Source organism: Streptomyces pseudogriseolus, from assembly GCA_002154585.1.
GTDB classification, from domain to species: Bacteria; Actinomycetota; Actinomycetes; order Streptomycetales; family Streptomycetaceae; genus Streptomyces; species Streptomyces pseudogriseolus.
In genome coordinates this window covers 1-13,568 of sequence record MUNG01000198.1, presented here as the reverse complement: position 1 = coordinate 13,568, position 13,568 = coordinate 1, and the positions used below count along the sequence as shown (strand labels likewise).

Below are 13,568 nucleotides of genomic sequence, written 5' to 3'. Positions count from 1 at the left end.
CCGCCCCGAGGCGGTCAGTCCCCGTCAGGCGGGGGAGGGAGGATGCCGCAGAGGGCGTCGAGCGCCGCCCCGAAGGCGTGGTCGGCAGGCGCGGCGTAGCCGACGACCAGGCCGTCGTGCGCGGGCATCCGGGCGGCCGGGTGCCGGAAGCCGGCGAGCCCGTCCACGGCGATGCGCTGCCAGGCCGCGGCCTTGACGACCGACCGTTCGCTCCCGGGTGGGAGCCGCAGCACCGCGTGCAGCCCGGCGGCGATTCCGGCGGGTGCGACATGCGGCGCACGGCGGGCGAGAAGGGCGACCAGCCGGTCCCTGCGGTCCCGGTAGCGCTGCCGGCTCCGGCGGATGTGCCGGTCGTAGTGGCCCGACTCGATGAAGTCGGCGAGGGTCAGCTGGTCGGTGACACCGGCCCACGCCTCGCGTTCGCCCTTGGCCCGCAGCACGGGCTCCACCAGGTGGTCCGGCAGCACCATCCACCCCAGCCGCAGTGCGGGGGAGAGGCTCTTGCTGAGCGAGCCCAGGTACACGACGCGCTGCGGATCGAGCCCCTGGACGGCGCCCACCGGCTCACGGTCGTAACGGAACTCCCCGTCGTAGTCGTCCTCCAGCAGGACGCCCCCGCTGGAGCGCGCCCAGTCCACCGCGGCGACCCGCCGCTCGGGGTGGAGCGGCCCTCCGGTGGGGAACTGGTGGGCCGGGGTGAGCAGCGCCGCCCGTACCCCCTTCAGCGCCGACAGCTCCGTGGTGCGTGCCCCGTGCTCGTCCAGCGCCAGGGGGACGGTCCGCACCCGCGCGGCCTCCAGGACCGACCGGTGGAACGGCAACCCGTAGGACTCCACGGCCAGAGGGCCGCGCAGGACCTTCCCGCCGAAGAGCAGTCTCAGGGCGTGCGCGACACCGGAGCACACGACGATCGTCTCCGGGTTGGTGCGCACGCCCCGCACACGGGAGAGGTACCCGGCGAGGGCGCGTCTCAGCTCGGGCCGTCCGCGGGGGACACCGGGCCCGAACGCCTCACTGGGCGCCGCGTTCAACGCCCGCCGTGCGGCGGCCAGCCAGGCTGTACGGGGGAAGGACGAGACATCGGGCAGGCCCTGGCGCAGATTGTGGGCCGGCGGTTCGGGACGGACCGGCACCGGCTTGGGCACGCGCGGGGAAGCGGTGGGCGCGGCCAGGGGCGCTACTCGCGTCCCCGACCCCTGACGGGCGACCAGCCAGCCCTCGGCGACGAGTTCGGCGTAGGTCTCGGCGACGGTGTTGCGGGCCAGTCCGAGGTCGGCGGCGAGCGATCGGTACGGCGGGAGGCGGGTGCCCGGGGCCAGCCGCCCCTCCGCGATCGCCTCGCGCAGCGCGCGGCCGAGCACGGCGCGGCGGCTGCCGCCCCCGGCCGTGTCCAGGTCCAGGTGCAGGTCGCTGCCGATGCGCTCGGCCGGATTGACCCATGAATCCGTCATGGGAATGCACCCTACGCGGGGTCTTTCGCATCCGTAGCGTGGTGGTCACGAGGAACGGGGGCCCGGCGCGGGGCCGGGGCCGGACACGGCCCCGACGACCGTGCGGGTCCCCTCCTCGCCGTCGCAACCGACCCTGCCCGAGGAGACACCCGTGAACGCGTCCACCCAGCCCGTCCTCGTCCGCGCCGGCTCCGCCGAGACGCTGCAGGACGGGGCCGCCAGCCTCATCACCCTGCTCGCCGACTCCGACGGGACCCAGGGAGCACTGACGGCCAACCGGGCCACCCTCCGCAAGGGCTCTCCCGGCGCGCCCGCGCACTTCCACACCCGGGCGACCGAGATGTTCTTCGTGCTCGGCGGGAGCCTGCGCGTGCTGCTGGGCGACCGGATCGTCACCCTGGAGGCGGGGGACTTCGTGACGGTGCCGCCGCGGCTGCCGCACGCCTTCGCCCCCGCGCGGGACGAGGAGGCCGACGTGCTGGTCGCCTTCACCCCCGGCATGGACCGCTTCGACTACTACCGTCTGCTGGAGCGCGTGTACCGGGGGGAGGCCGACGTCGAGGACATCAAGGCCAGTTCCGAGCGGTACGACAACCACTACTGCGCCAGCCCGCTCTGGCAGGCGGAGGTGGCCGGGGTCTGACGGCCGACAAGGCGTCCCGGGCCTTCGGCTCGGCTCAGTCCTGCTTCCGCAGCCTCCGGTCCAGCGCCAGCGACAGCTCCGCGTCCACCACGCTGCGGGCCAGGGGGCGCAGGCGGTGGAGCGTTTCCTCCGGGGCGTGGCGGAGGATCAGATCGGCGAAGAGGTCGGCGAGGGCGTCGGCGTGGGTGCGGACCTCCGCGCCGGTGCGGAGCACCTCGCCGAGCGGGATGCCCTCGCGGACCAGCGCGGACGACACCTCCAGCAGGCGGCGGCTGATGTGGACGATCTCCTCGCCGTCGACGCCGAGGTAGCCGAGGTCCAGGGCGGCGGCCAGGTTCTCCGGGGTGACCTCGCCGGCGAAGTGGTCGGCGAGTTCCTCGGGGGTGAGGCGGACCGGGGTCTCCTCGGTGGGGGCCTCCATGCCGAGGAGTTCGCCGACGCCGCGGCCGTGGTCGAAGGCCTCGGCCAGCTCGGCTATGCCGTTCAGGGTGTGGCCGCGTTCCAGCAGCGCCGTGATGGTGCGCAGGCGGGCCAGGTGGTGGTCGTCGTACCAGGCGATGCGGCCCTCGCGGCGCGGCGGCGGGATCAGCTTGCGCTCGCGGTAGAAGCGCAGGGTGCGCACGGTGATGCCGGCGAGCCGGGCCAGTTCCTCCATGCGGTACTGGCGCGGTTCCGTGGGGGTGCCGCTGTCGTCTGCCACGCCTGAAGCCTAGGTCGTACCGCCGGTAACTTTCTTCGCGCGCCCCCTACCCATGAGTACGGAGCTGTTCTACGCTCCCCATTGCGCCAGTAATCACTGGCATGGTTCTGAGCGATGCGCGGAGGTCAAGGGATGGCCGAGCACGAGCATGTGCGGGTTGCGGTGATCGGGTCGGGATTCGGCGGGCTCGGGGCCGCCGTGCGGCTGCGCCGCGAAGGGATCACGGACTTCGTCGTCCTGGAGCGGGCCGGCGGCGTCGGCGGCACCTGGCGCGACAACAGCTACCCCGGGTGCGCCTGCGACGTGCCCTCGCACCTGTACTCCTTCTCCTTCGCGCCCAACCCCGACTGGCCGCGCTCCTTCTCCGGCCAGGAGCACATCCGCGCCTACCTGGAGCGCGTCACCGACACCTTCGGGCTCCGCCCGCACCTCCGCTTCAACGCCGAGGTCAAGCGGATGACCTGGGACGCCGAGCGGCTGCGCTGGGACATCGAGACCACCGCCGGCAACTGGAGCGCGGACGTCGTCGTCTCCGCCACCGGACCGCTGTCCGAGCCCAAGCTGCCGGACCTGCCCGGACTCGACGGCTTCCCCGGCAAGGTGTTCCACTCCGCCCGCTGGGACCACGACTACGACCTGCGCGGCAAGCGCGTCGCCGTGATCGGCACCGGCGCCTCCGCGATCCAGATCGTCCCGTCGATCCAGCCGCAGGTGGAGAAGCTCACCCTGTTCCAGCGCACTCCCGCCTGGGTGCTGCCCCGCATGGACCGGCCCATCGGCGCCGCCGAACGCGCCGTGCACCGGGCGCTGCCCTTCACCACCAAGCTGCGCCGCGGGGTGCTGTGGGGCCTGCGCGAACTCCAGGTCCAGGCGTTCACCAAGCACCCCGGCGAGCTCGGGTTCGTCGAGCAGCTCGCCAAGCGGAACATGGCCCGGGCCGTCAAGGACCCGGCGCTCCGCGCCAAGCTCACCCCCGACTACCGCATCGGCTGCAAGCGGATCCTGCTGTCCAGCACGTACTACCCGGCCCTCGCGCAGCCCAACGTGGACGTCGTCGCGAGCGGGCTGAGCGAGGTGCGCGGCTCGACCCTGGTCGCCGCCGACGGCACCGAGCTGGCGCGGGGCCACTCCCGGGAGGGCGGCGACCCCGTGGTGCACGCGGAGGAGGCCGCGCTCGCCAAGGCCGACCCCACCGACCCCCGGCTGGCCGGCGCCACCGTCTACTCCAGCCTGGAGCCGTGCGCCCGCCGCGCGTCCCGGCCGGCGCCCTGCGCGCGGCTGATCCTGGACGCCGGCGTGCGCCGGGTGGTCACGGCCTGGCGTGAGCCGGACACCTTCGTGACGGACGCCGACGGCAGCGCGGTGCTGGCGGACGGGGGCGCCACGGTGCTGGTCCTGCCGGAGTACGAGCAGCGCGCGAAGGCGCCGAACGCGCATCTGCTGGGCGGCTGAACGCCCCCGAGGGAAAGGGATGTGCGGGGGACTCCGCGGATGCCGTACACTGGTGTCTACCGACGCGGGGTGGAGCAGCTCGGTAGCTCGCTGGGCTCATAACCCAGAGGTCGCAGGTTCAAATCCTGTCCCCGCTACTGAAGGCCGAGGGCCGGAATCCGAAAAGGGTTCCGGCCCTCGGTGTTTCTCCATGGCGCCACTCGCATCCACTCGCAGCCACTTGCTTCCCCGCCCTTCACGCACAGTGAGCGAACGGCCTCGCATCGCATAACAACTGACGCACCGTCAGATCCGGCTCCTCGTCCGAGGCGGAGTCAACTCGCCCGTTTTCGCCCGCTCATGGCGCTTACGTCCGTGCGGAAATCGTTAACGATCAAGAGGAACAGCTTGGAATCCGGCCCCCGCGTCTATTAACGTTCGATAACGCAGCGCGGTCGTCCCAGCCGTCACAGAAGTCGGCTCCGTGCGCACGCGCCGAATCCCGCGAGGGAACCGGGGAACCACCTCAATGGGGTGAATCGGGCGGACACCGCCGTGGAAACACGGTCGTGGACGCGCGTAGGAGACCTTCCTGCTCCGAACCCGTCAGCTAACCCGGTAGGCGAGAAGGAAGGAAAGGAGCGCGCCCACGTGGCGTCCAACCCGCCTGCCCCCGAGGCCCCGTTCAAGCCGAGCGACACCTTCGCCTACGGCGCCCCCGGCGCCGACGAGGGGCCCTTCGAGGAGTGGAACCCCACCGCGGAGTCCGTGCGCCCCGTGCGCGGCCGGCACCGCGTCGCCAAGCAGCGCGGAGGCGGACTCGCCCGCAGCTCCACCGTCCTCGGTGTCGGCGTCATAGCCGCCGTCGGCGCCGGCGGCATGGCCAGCGCCCAGACCGGCAAGCCGCCCGTCTCCATCTCCGTGCCCGACCTGCCCAACGTGGGTTCCCTCATCTCCGACGAGGAAACGCCGAAGGGCTCCACCACCCCCCTCAGCGACATCGGCATGGTCTCCGCCGACGCCGAGGAGGGCGCCGCCGACGCCGGCGAGGCGCTGCGCGCCCGCATCATGGCGCAGGTCGAGCAGCAGCAGGGCCAGGCGCAGAGCAAGGCGCAGGCCGCCGCCCTCGCCGCCGCCGAGAAGGAGGCCGCCGAGGCCGCCGCCAAGGCGGAGAAGGAGGCCAAGGAGAAGGCCGAGGCCGCGAAGAAGAAGGCGGAGGAGGAGGCCGCGAAGAAGGCCGAGGCCGAGCGTCTCGCCGAGCTGGCCAAGCAGTACGCCCTGCCGACCTCCTCGTACACCATCACCTCGACCTTCGGTCAGGCCGGTGCCTACTGGTCCTCCGGCTACCACACCGGTCTCGACTTCGCCGCCCCCACCGGCACCCTGATCAAGGCCGTCCACACCGGCACGATCACCTCCGCCGGCTGGGACGGCAGCTACGGCTACAAGACCGTGCTCACCCTCGACGACGGCACCGAGATCTGGTACGCCCACCAGTCGTCGATCAACGTCAGCGTCGGCCAGAAGGTCAACACCGGCGACGTGATCGGCCGCGTCGGCGCCACCGGCAACGTGACCGGCGCCCACCTCCACCTCGAGGTCCACACCGCCGGCTCCGGCGGCATCGACCCGGCCGCCTGGCTGGCCGGCAAGGGCCTCAGCATCTGAACCACCCCGGCGGCCGCGACCCGGCCGCCGTCGCCGTGAACGCCGGCAGTCCCGACGACGACCCCCCGACGTCAGGGCTGCCGGTTCCGCGTGTCCGGGATTCCGTCAGCGGCGGTAGGGGTTCTCCCCGTACGCCGGATACGGCGGCTGCCCCGATGCCTGCCCGGGGGCCTGCCCCGGCGCCGCCCACGCCGCGGGCACCGGCCCGTACGCCCAGCCCGCGCCGTACGGCACCGGGGGCGCCGTGAGCCGGGCCGCGTGCTCCAGCGCCGGGCGGGCCGCCGCCCGCCGGTGCCACAGCTCCAGCAGCAGCTCCCGCTCCCGGGTCACGAAGTCCGCCCCCGCCTTCCCCGCGCGGCCCCGGTGCCGCAGGAACGCCAGCGACGTCGCGTACGCCTCGTACTGGGCGACCGCCCGCGCCGCCGGCCGGCCCCCGTGCTCGCGGGCGAACTTCCGGGCGAGGCGCCGGGCCCGCATCGAACCCAGCGCGAACGGCTCCGCCGGACGCAGCCAGCCGGCCACCGCGTACGCGGGCAGCTCCGTGCGCACCGTGCGCAGCTCCCGCTGCCGCGTCCACACCACCAGCCAGGTCAGCAGCCCGAACGTCGGCACCATGAACGCCCCGTACACCGCGATGAAGCCGAACTGGCCCAGCGTCGCGGAGCCGTTCCACAGGGCGTGCATGCCCATCGCCAGCAGCAGCCCGGCGAGCGGGAACAGCACGCGCCGCACCCGCTGCCGGTCGGCGGACAGCGCGGCCGCGCCGAAACCGATGCCGGTGAGCACGGTGAACAGGGGGTGGGCGAAGGGCGACATGACGATGCGGACGAAGAAGGTCGCCGCGGTGACCGAGGCGACGCCGCTGCCGCCGGTGAGCTGGTCGGTGCCGAAGGCGTTGCCCAGGTAGAGGACGTTCTCCGTGAACGCGAAGCCGGTCGCGGTGAACCCGGCTGCCACCACGCCGTCGAGGATGCCGCCGAAGTCCCGTCTGCGGAACAGGAAGAGCAGCAGCACCGCCGCCGCCTTCGCGGTCTCCTCCACCACCGGCGCGATGACGGTCGCGCCCAGGGTGTCGGCGCCGGCCGGGTCGGCGGTGGTCGTCGCTATCCACCGGGTGGCGAAGCTGTTCGCCACGATCGCGATCAGCGCCGCCGCGCACGCCCCCCAGGCGAAGGCGAACAGCAGGTTCCGCCAGGGGCCCGGCTCCACCCGGCCCAGCCAGCGGAAGGCCGCCAGCAGCAGCGGCACGGGCAGCACGGCCAGCCCCAGGCCGACCAGGAAGCCCTGCGTGCCGGTCTGCTCCCGCACCAGCGCGAGGATCACCAGACCGGACAGCGCCAGCAGCGTGACCACCGTCCCGTAGCGCACCGCCGGGCGCTGCCACCAGTGCGGGTGCCGCTGCGTGCTGCCGGGAGCTGCGCCGGGACGTGGCGGGTACGGAGGGCTGCTGGCCACGGATTCGACCCTAACGAGAAAGGGGCAGGGCTGCGTGCCGGCTCGAGGAGACCGGGGAGGTCAGGCGGGGTCCCCGGCCCGGTGCCCGGCGCGGTCGTCGTGCGGTACGCGGCGGAAGAGCAGGTCGTTCACCACATGACCCTTGTCCAGCCCCTGCCGCTCGAAACGGGTCAGCGGCCGGAACCCGGGACGCGGCGCGAAACCGCCGTCCTCCCGGGTGTTCTCGAAGTCGGGGTGCGCGGTGAGCACCTCGAGCATCTGCTCCGCGTACGGCTCCCAGTCGGTGGCGCAGTGCAGGACCGCGCCCGGCGCCAGGCGGGACGCGGCCAGGGTCAGGAACTCCGGCTGGATCAGCCGCCGCTTGTGGTGCCGCTTCTTCGGCCACGGATCGGGGAAGAAGACGCGCAGCCCGCTCAGCGCGTCCGGGGCGAGCATCTCGCGGAGCAGGATGATCGCGTCCCCGTTCGCCACCCGTACGTTGGCCAGGCCGCGCTCCTCGGCGAGGTGCAGCAGATGCCCCTGCCCGGGGGTGTGGACGTCCACGGCGAGGACGTTCGTCCCCGGGTCGGCGGCGGCCATCTGCGCCGTCGCCTCGCCCATGCCGAAGCCGATCTCGAGGACGACCGGCCGGCCGTTCCCGAACAGCTCGGCCAGGTCAAGCCGGCGGCTGCCGTCGACGTCGAGCCCCCACACCGGCCACAGCCGCTGCAAGGCGTCCGCCTGACCTGCGGTGACGCGGCTGCGGCGGGGCTGGAAGGAGCGGATCCGGCGCTCGAAATGGGACCCGGCGGGGTCCGCCTTCGGGCCGTCGGGGAACCGCGGCTCCCCCTTCGCGCGGGCGCGGGGGACCGGCTCGCCGGCGGGCCGCTCGGCGTGCGGTGCTTCAGGGGTGCTCATCACGGATTCAGACACAGTGCCCTCGATTTTACGGGGACGACGCGCACGGCGGCCCGGCCCGACTCCCGCCCACAGCGACCCGCCCGGCTCCCCGCTCTCACCGCTCGCTCTCGGCGAGGCCGGCCAGCGCACGGCGGGCGATCTCCCGGCCGATCGGCAGCGACGCCGTCGCGGCGGGCGAGGGGGCGTTCAGCACGTGCACCGCGCGGGGCGCCTCCCGGATCAGGAAGTCGTCGACCAGCGTGCCGTCGCGCAGCACCGCCTGCGCCCGCACCCCGGCCGCCGTCGGCACCAGGTCCTCGTCCCGCACGGCGGGCAGCAGCCGGCGCACGGCCCGCGCGAAGGCGGGCTTGGACAGCGAACGGTGCAGCTCCCCGGCGCCGTACCGCCAGTGGCGGCGGGCCAGCTGCCAGGAGCCCGGCCAGGCCAGGGTCGCCCCCAGCTCCCGCGGCCGCACCGTCCGCCAGTCGTACCCCTCGCGGGCCAGCGCCGGGACCGCGTTCGGCCCCACGTGCACGCCGCCGTCCGTGCCCCGGGTGAGGTGGACGCCGAGGAACGGGAACGCCGGGTCCGGCACCGGGTAGACCAGGCCCCGCACCAGCTCGGGGCGGGCCAGCTCGTAGTACTCCCCGCGGAACGGCACGATGCGGGCGCCGGGCTCGTCGCCCGTGAGCAGCGCGATCCGGTCGCAGTGCAGCCCCGCGCAGTTCACCAGCAGGCGCGCGCGCACGATGTCGCCGGCCGCCGTCAGCACGGCCACCCCCCGGCCCGGGCGGCGGTCGACGCGGACCACCTCCGCGCCGTGGCGCAGGTCGGCGCCGGATGCCTCCGCGAGCCGGCGGGCCACCGCCTTGTAGTCGCAGATGCCGGTGGTGCCCACGTGGATGGCGGCGAGGCCCTCGACCTCAGGCTCGTACTCCGCGATCTGCGCGCCGCACAGCTCGCGCACCGTGAGGCCGTTCTCCCGGCCGCGCTGCACCAGGGCGTGCAGCCGGGGCAGCTCCTCGCGCTCCGTGGCGACGATCAGCTTGCCCGTCACCGCGTGCGGGATGTCGTACTCGGCGCAGAACTTGACCATCTCGGCCGCGCCCGACACCGCGTACCGCGCCTTCAGCGAGCCGGGGCGGTAGTAGATGCCGCTGTGGATCACCCCGCTGTTGCGGCCCGTCTGGTGCCGCGCCGGCCCCGCCTCCTTCTCCAGCACGGTCACCCGCGTGCCCGGAGCCGCCCGCCCCAGGGCGTACGCCGTCGACAGGCCGACGATCCCGCCGCCGATCACCACCACGTCACAGTCGAACGACCCCGCCGCCACCTGCGCCACCTCCCGCGTCGATAGTGCACTGCGCCACTGACACCGGCTTCAAACCAAGGGCGGGGCGGGACGGGTCAGGCCGTGGTCATCAGCAGCGGGCGGGCGCGCTCGCGCAGCTCGACCACGCGCGGCTCGTCGCCGTACGGCTCCAGCCGGTGCAGCAGGTCCTTGACGTACTCCGTGGTGCGCGCGGAGGAGATGCGGCCCGCCACCTCCACGGCCCGTACGCCCTGCTCGCAGGCCGCGTCCAGGTTCCCGGACTCCAGTTCGGCGACCGCGGAGACCACGAGGCGCAGGCCGTGCGAGCGCACGAACTCCTCGGTGGGCTTCGACAGCGCCTGCTCGGTGAAGCGGCGCACCTGGCGGGGCGCGTTCAGGTCGCGGTAGCACTCGGCCGCGTCGGCGGCGAACCGGTCGTAGGAGTAGAAGCCGAGCCAGGTCGGGTCGCTGTCGCCGGGACGGGACCGCTCCAGCCAGCTCTCCGCCGACTTCAGCGCGGCGCCGGCCGCCTGCGCGTCCCCGGCGCGCGCGTGCGCGCGTGCCTCGACGAGGCGGAAGAAGCTCAGGGTGCGGGCGGTGGCCAGGCCGCGGTTGCGCTCCAGCGCCGCCTGGGCGAGATCCACGCCCTCGTCGCCGAAGCCGCGGTACGTCGCCTGGAGCGACATCGACGCCAGGACGTACCCGCCGAGCGGCACGTCGGCCGCCGCGCGGGCCAGGCGCAGCGCCTGGATGTAGTAGCGCTGCGCCGCCTCCTGCTGGCCGGTGTCGAACGCCATCCAGCCCGCGAGACGGGTGAGTTCGGCCGCCGCGCCGAAGAGGGAGCGGCCCACGTCGTCGGAGTAGGAGCCGAGCAGCAGCGGGGCCGCCTCGACCCTCAGGCACTCGGGGACCATCGACGAACGCCAGTCGCCGCCGCCGTACTTGGAGTCCCAGCGCCGGGCGTCCTCCGCGGCCTCCCGCAGTTTGCGTACATCGCTGTGGCCGACTTTGAGCGGTGCGCCGGAGCCGTCGGACGGGCTCGCCTCGCGCGCGACCGAGCTGTCGGCCGGGGTTATCAGCCACCGTGAGGCGGGCGTGGCGTACGCGCTCACCGCGAACGACCCGGCGAGCGACTGCCAGATGCCGCCGGAGCCCGCCCTGCGGCCGGCCAGGTCCAGCCGGTAGAGCTCCGTCGCGGACTTCACCGCCTGGCCGACGTCGCGCGGGAAGGCGAGACCCACCTCGGGCGCGGGATCGGCGTCCGCCAGGCCGATCTCGTGCAGCGGCACGGGGCGGCCCAGCTTCTGCCCGATGGCCGCGGCGATCAGGTGCGGCGCGGCGCCCTGCGGCACCATGCCCTTCGACACCCAGCGCGCCACCGACGTCTTGTCGTAGCGCAGCGTCAGGCCGCGCTGGGCGCCGAGGTCGTTGACGCGCCGCGCGAGGCCGGCGTTGCTGATTCCCGCGAGGGCGAGAACGGCGCCGAGTTTTTCGTTCGGCCCGCGTTGCTCCCTGGACATGCGCCACCCCTCGACACAGACGGCTGCCGCTCTGGCATAACCACGCGGCATTCGTAAACCCAGCGTAGTTCGCCGCATCCCAAGCGTTAAGGGGCATTCTTCCGGATGGCGGGATTGTGGTCCGTACTGAAGTGCGGGTCCGATACGCGCAGTTGCGGCGTGCTCCCGGTGTGTGGCCGTGCGCCCGTCCGTGCGCTCTTCTCCGGCCATCACGGGAGCGGTTCCATGGTCCGTGCGTGGGTCGGCCCGCTGTACTGGATCCAGCGGGCTGGGGGAACACCGCCGCCTTCATCCCCGCGGGCGGCGGAACGGTCCGGGAGGCGCGCTCCGCCTCCCGGACCGTACGGCCCCCGGCGATGCGCAAAGCCTGTACGGAGCGTGTTCGAGTGTGATCTCGCCGCTCCGATTTGGCCGAAAGTCGACGCCACTCGTTTCGGTGTATCCGGGCTTCTATCCAGGTAGTTGAGGGCGCGTAAGGGGTTTTAGGGGCGCGCTACGGGGGCGCATTCGCGTCGAAGTGGCCTGGTGAACGGCGGCCCACGAGATGTCGATCTCCGCGCCTCGCGCGGGTGTTCGGGCGCATGCGGGGTCAACGCCCCCGGAGGGTGGGTGTATCCGCCGGGGCGCATTCGACGGAGCACACACCGCTCCGGCGGCGTTACCGCGCGCCTCCTTCATGGCAGCATGGGGAACCGGTTCGTACGGTGCACTGGTTGTCCACAGCTTGTGGAGGCGGCGATGCGGTGGTTGGTGGGATGGAGCAGCACCGCCGCGGCGGCCGGGGGATACGGCCCCGTCGGCTCCGCCGGTTCGGGCGGTGTCGACGGTGAAACCCTGCAACCCGTCGGCGCCCACCCGCTGTGGAACGACCCCGACCCGCTGTGGGCGGTCGGCGACTGGCGCCCCGACGAGGTGCGGGTGGTCTCCGCGGACGAGCAGACCCGCATCGCCGTCCTCGGCACCTGCGGCGCCTCCGACGAACAGCTGCGCGTCGCCCTGTTCGCCGCCCGCGGCGGCGCCCTGCGCCACCTGACCGCCTGGCCCGGCAGCTACACCGCCGTCGTCCAGGTCGGACGCCGCATCACCGTGTGCGGGGACCTCGCCGGCGCCCGGCCCGTCTTCCACACCACCTTCGAAAGGGGCGTCGCCTACGCCACCGCCGCCCTGCCGCTCGCCGACCTCGTCGAGGCCAACCTCGACTTCGGACACCTCGCCGCACTGCTCGCGGCGCCCGACGTGCCGGCCGCGCTCCAGGACTCCACCCCGTACGAGGGCGTGAAGCGCGTTCCGCCGGGGCACGCGCTGATCCTGCGCGCCGGGGCCCGGGAGATCGCCGGCTACGAACCCGTCGCCTCGCTGGCCGTCGCCGCCCCGCCCGCCGACCCCGACCACGCGGTGGACGCCGTGCGCGACGCACTGGTGGACGCCGTGCGGGCCCGGCTGGCCGCGCCCCGGCACGTCCCCGGCGCGGACATGGACCCCGGCCCGGTGCCCGGCATGGGGCCCGCGGAACGGCGCGCCGCGCGGGGGACGCCCGTGGCGGGCATCGGGGCCGACCTGTCCGGCGGTCCGGCGTCGGGCGCTCTGGCGCTGCTGGCCGCCGGGCTGCCCGGAAGACCCGGCACCGTGCTGGGGCACGGGACCGGCGCGGGGGAGCGGCTGCTGGCCGTCACCTTCAACGACCTCGCCGCCGGCGGGGCAGGGGGGCGCGACGAAGGCGAACTGGAGCGGGCGGGGGCACTCGCCGCCAATCCCCGGCTGCACCATGTGGTGGTAGCCGGTGAGGAGTCGACCCTTCCGTACGTCGACCTGGACGTCCCGCTGACCGACGAGCCGGGGCCGTCGCTGGTCGCCGCGGCGCGGCACCGGGCGCGGCTGGCCGCGGGCAGCGCGGACCACTTCACCGGGTACGGGGCGAAGCAGGTGCTCGACGCCCATCCGGCGCGGCTGGCCGACCTGCTGATGGACCGCAAGCGGCGCCATCTCGTGCGGCCGGTCGCCGCCCTGGCGAAGGCCGACGGGTCCGTGATGGTGCCCGCGCGGGTCTACGCGGCGGCGCGGAGGCTCGCGCGGACGCCGTACCGGACGGGGCTGGAGGCCCTGGCCCAGCGGCTGCTGCACCGCAAGCTGGACGACGACGGCCCTGGCGGGGCCGCGGACGCCTCGCTGGCCGCGCTGACCTGGGGGCGGCCGGGGCCCGCGGCGCGGTGGCTGACCGGAGAGGCGCTGGCTGAAGTATCGGTTCGCCTCCAGGCGTCGACCTGGCGGTCGGAGGTCGGGCCGGGGCAGCGGCCGGGTGACTTCCGGGCGCGGGCGGCGCTCGCGCGGTACGCGGCGGACGTGCGGGTGCTGGAACAGGCGGCGGAGATCCGCTCCCAGCGGCTGCACGCGCCGTTCCTCGACAACCAGGTGGTGCGGGCGTGCAGGGCCCTGCCGGAGGCGCTGCGGGTACGGCCGGGGGCGCGGGCGGCGATCCTGCGGTCCGTGCTGGAGGGTGCGGGGGTGCGGGAGC

10 protein-coding genes, 1 tRNA gene and 1 riboswitch are annotated in these 13,568 nt (G+C 74.1%); of the genes, 5 read left to right on the top strand and 6 right to left on the bottom strand.

Translation table 11 applies throughout. From position 1 onward, the window contains the following. Positions 1 to 14: 14 nt before the first annotated feature. Positions 15 to 1,451, bottom strand: a complete 1,437-nt coding sequence (pdxR, locus tag CCN29_RS18600; protein ID WP_086683199.1) for a MocR-like pyridoxine biosynthesis transcription factor PdxR — start codon at positions 1,449 to 1,451, stop codon at positions 15 to 17. 151 nt (positions 1,452 to 1,602) lie between these two features. Here pdxR and CCN29_RS18595 point away from each other — a divergent pair, with 151 nt between their 5' ends. Beyond that, complete coding sequence (locus CCN29_RS18595; protein WP_006135841.1) at positions 1,603 to 2,094, top strand: cupin domain-containing protein; 492 nt, start codon at positions 1,603 to 1,605, stop codon at positions 2,092 to 2,094. Between the two features lie 34 nt (positions 2,095 to 2,128). Here CCN29_RS18595 and CCN29_RS18590 read toward each other — a convergent pair whose 3' ends face one another. Further along, on the bottom strand, positions 2,129 to 2,749 hold the full coding sequence (locus CCN29_RS18590) for a MerR family transcriptional regulator (protein ID WP_006135840.1): 621 nt from the start codon (positions 2,747 to 2,749) through the stop codon (positions 2,129 to 2,131). 177 nt (positions 2,750 to 2,926) lie between these two features. Between CCN29_RS18590 and CCN29_RS18585 the strand changes: the two genes are divergently transcribed. The 3 genes from CCN29_RS18585 (at position 2,927) to CCN29_RS18575 (ending at position 5,893) form a co-directional block, all read left to right on the top strand. After that, entirely contained in the window at positions 2,927 to 4,246 is a 1,320-nt protein-coding gene (locus CCN29_RS18585; RefSeq protein WP_086683196.1) for an NAD(P)-binding domain-containing protein, read from the top strand. Positions 4,247 to 4,309: 63 nt separating this feature from the next. Then, positions 4,310 to 4,383, top strand: a tRNA-Met gene (locus CCN29_RS18580). 325 nt (positions 4,384 to 4,708) lie between these two features. Further along, positions 4,709 to 4,864: riboswitch (cyclic di-AMP (ydaO/yuaA leader) on the top strand. Positions 4,865 to 4,876: 12 nt separating this feature from the next. Continuing rightward, positions 4,877 to 5,893 (top strand): M23 family metallopeptidase, encoded by a 1,017-nt coding sequence (locus CCN29_RS18575; protein WP_031024634.1) that lies wholly within the window; start codon positions 4,877 to 4,879, stop codon positions 5,891 to 5,893. 105 nt (positions 5,894 to 5,998) lie between these two features. Here CCN29_RS18575 and CCN29_RS18570 read toward each other — a convergent pair whose 3' ends face one another. From CCN29_RS18570 to CCN29_RS18555, 4 genes are all read right to left on the bottom strand, one after another. Next, positions 5,999 to 7,348, bottom strand: coding sequence for a PrsW family intramembrane metalloprotease (locus tag CCN29_RS18570; protein WP_442538408.1), 1,350 nt, complete (start codon positions 7,346 to 7,348; stop codon positions 5,999 to 6,001). A gap of 60 nt (positions 7,349 to 7,408) precedes the next feature. Then, positions 7,409 to 8,245 carry a tRNA (guanosine(46)-N7)-methyltransferase TrmB gene (gene trmB, locus CCN29_RS18565; RefSeq protein ID WP_086683194.1) on the bottom strand — a complete coding sequence of 279 codons (837 nt, stop codon included), beginning with the start codon at positions 8,243 to 8,245 and terminating at the stop codon, positions 7,409 to 7,411. A 97-nt stretch (positions 8,246 to 8,342) separates the two neighbouring features. Further along, positions 8,343 to 9,566, bottom strand: coding sequence for an L-2-hydroxyglutarate dehydrogenase (gene lhgD / locus CCN29_RS18560; protein WP_086683191.1), 1,224 nt, complete (start codon positions 9,564 to 9,566; stop codon positions 8,343 to 8,345). Positions 9,567 to 9,631: 65 nt separating this feature from the next. Then, positions 9,632 to 11,056, bottom strand: coding sequence for an NsdA family TPR-like regulatory protein (locus CCN29_RS18555; protein WP_086683188.1), 1,425 nt, complete (start codon positions 11,054 to 11,056; stop codon positions 9,632 to 9,634). Positions 11,057 to 11,794: 738 nt separating this feature from the next. On the opposite strand from CCN29_RS18555, the gene CCN29_RS18550 reads away from it, so the two are divergent. Beyond that, on the top strand, positions 11,795 to 13,568 hold a 1,774-nt coding region (locus CCN29_RS18550; RefSeq protein ID WP_107481712.1), incomplete at its 3' end, for an asparagine synthase-related protein.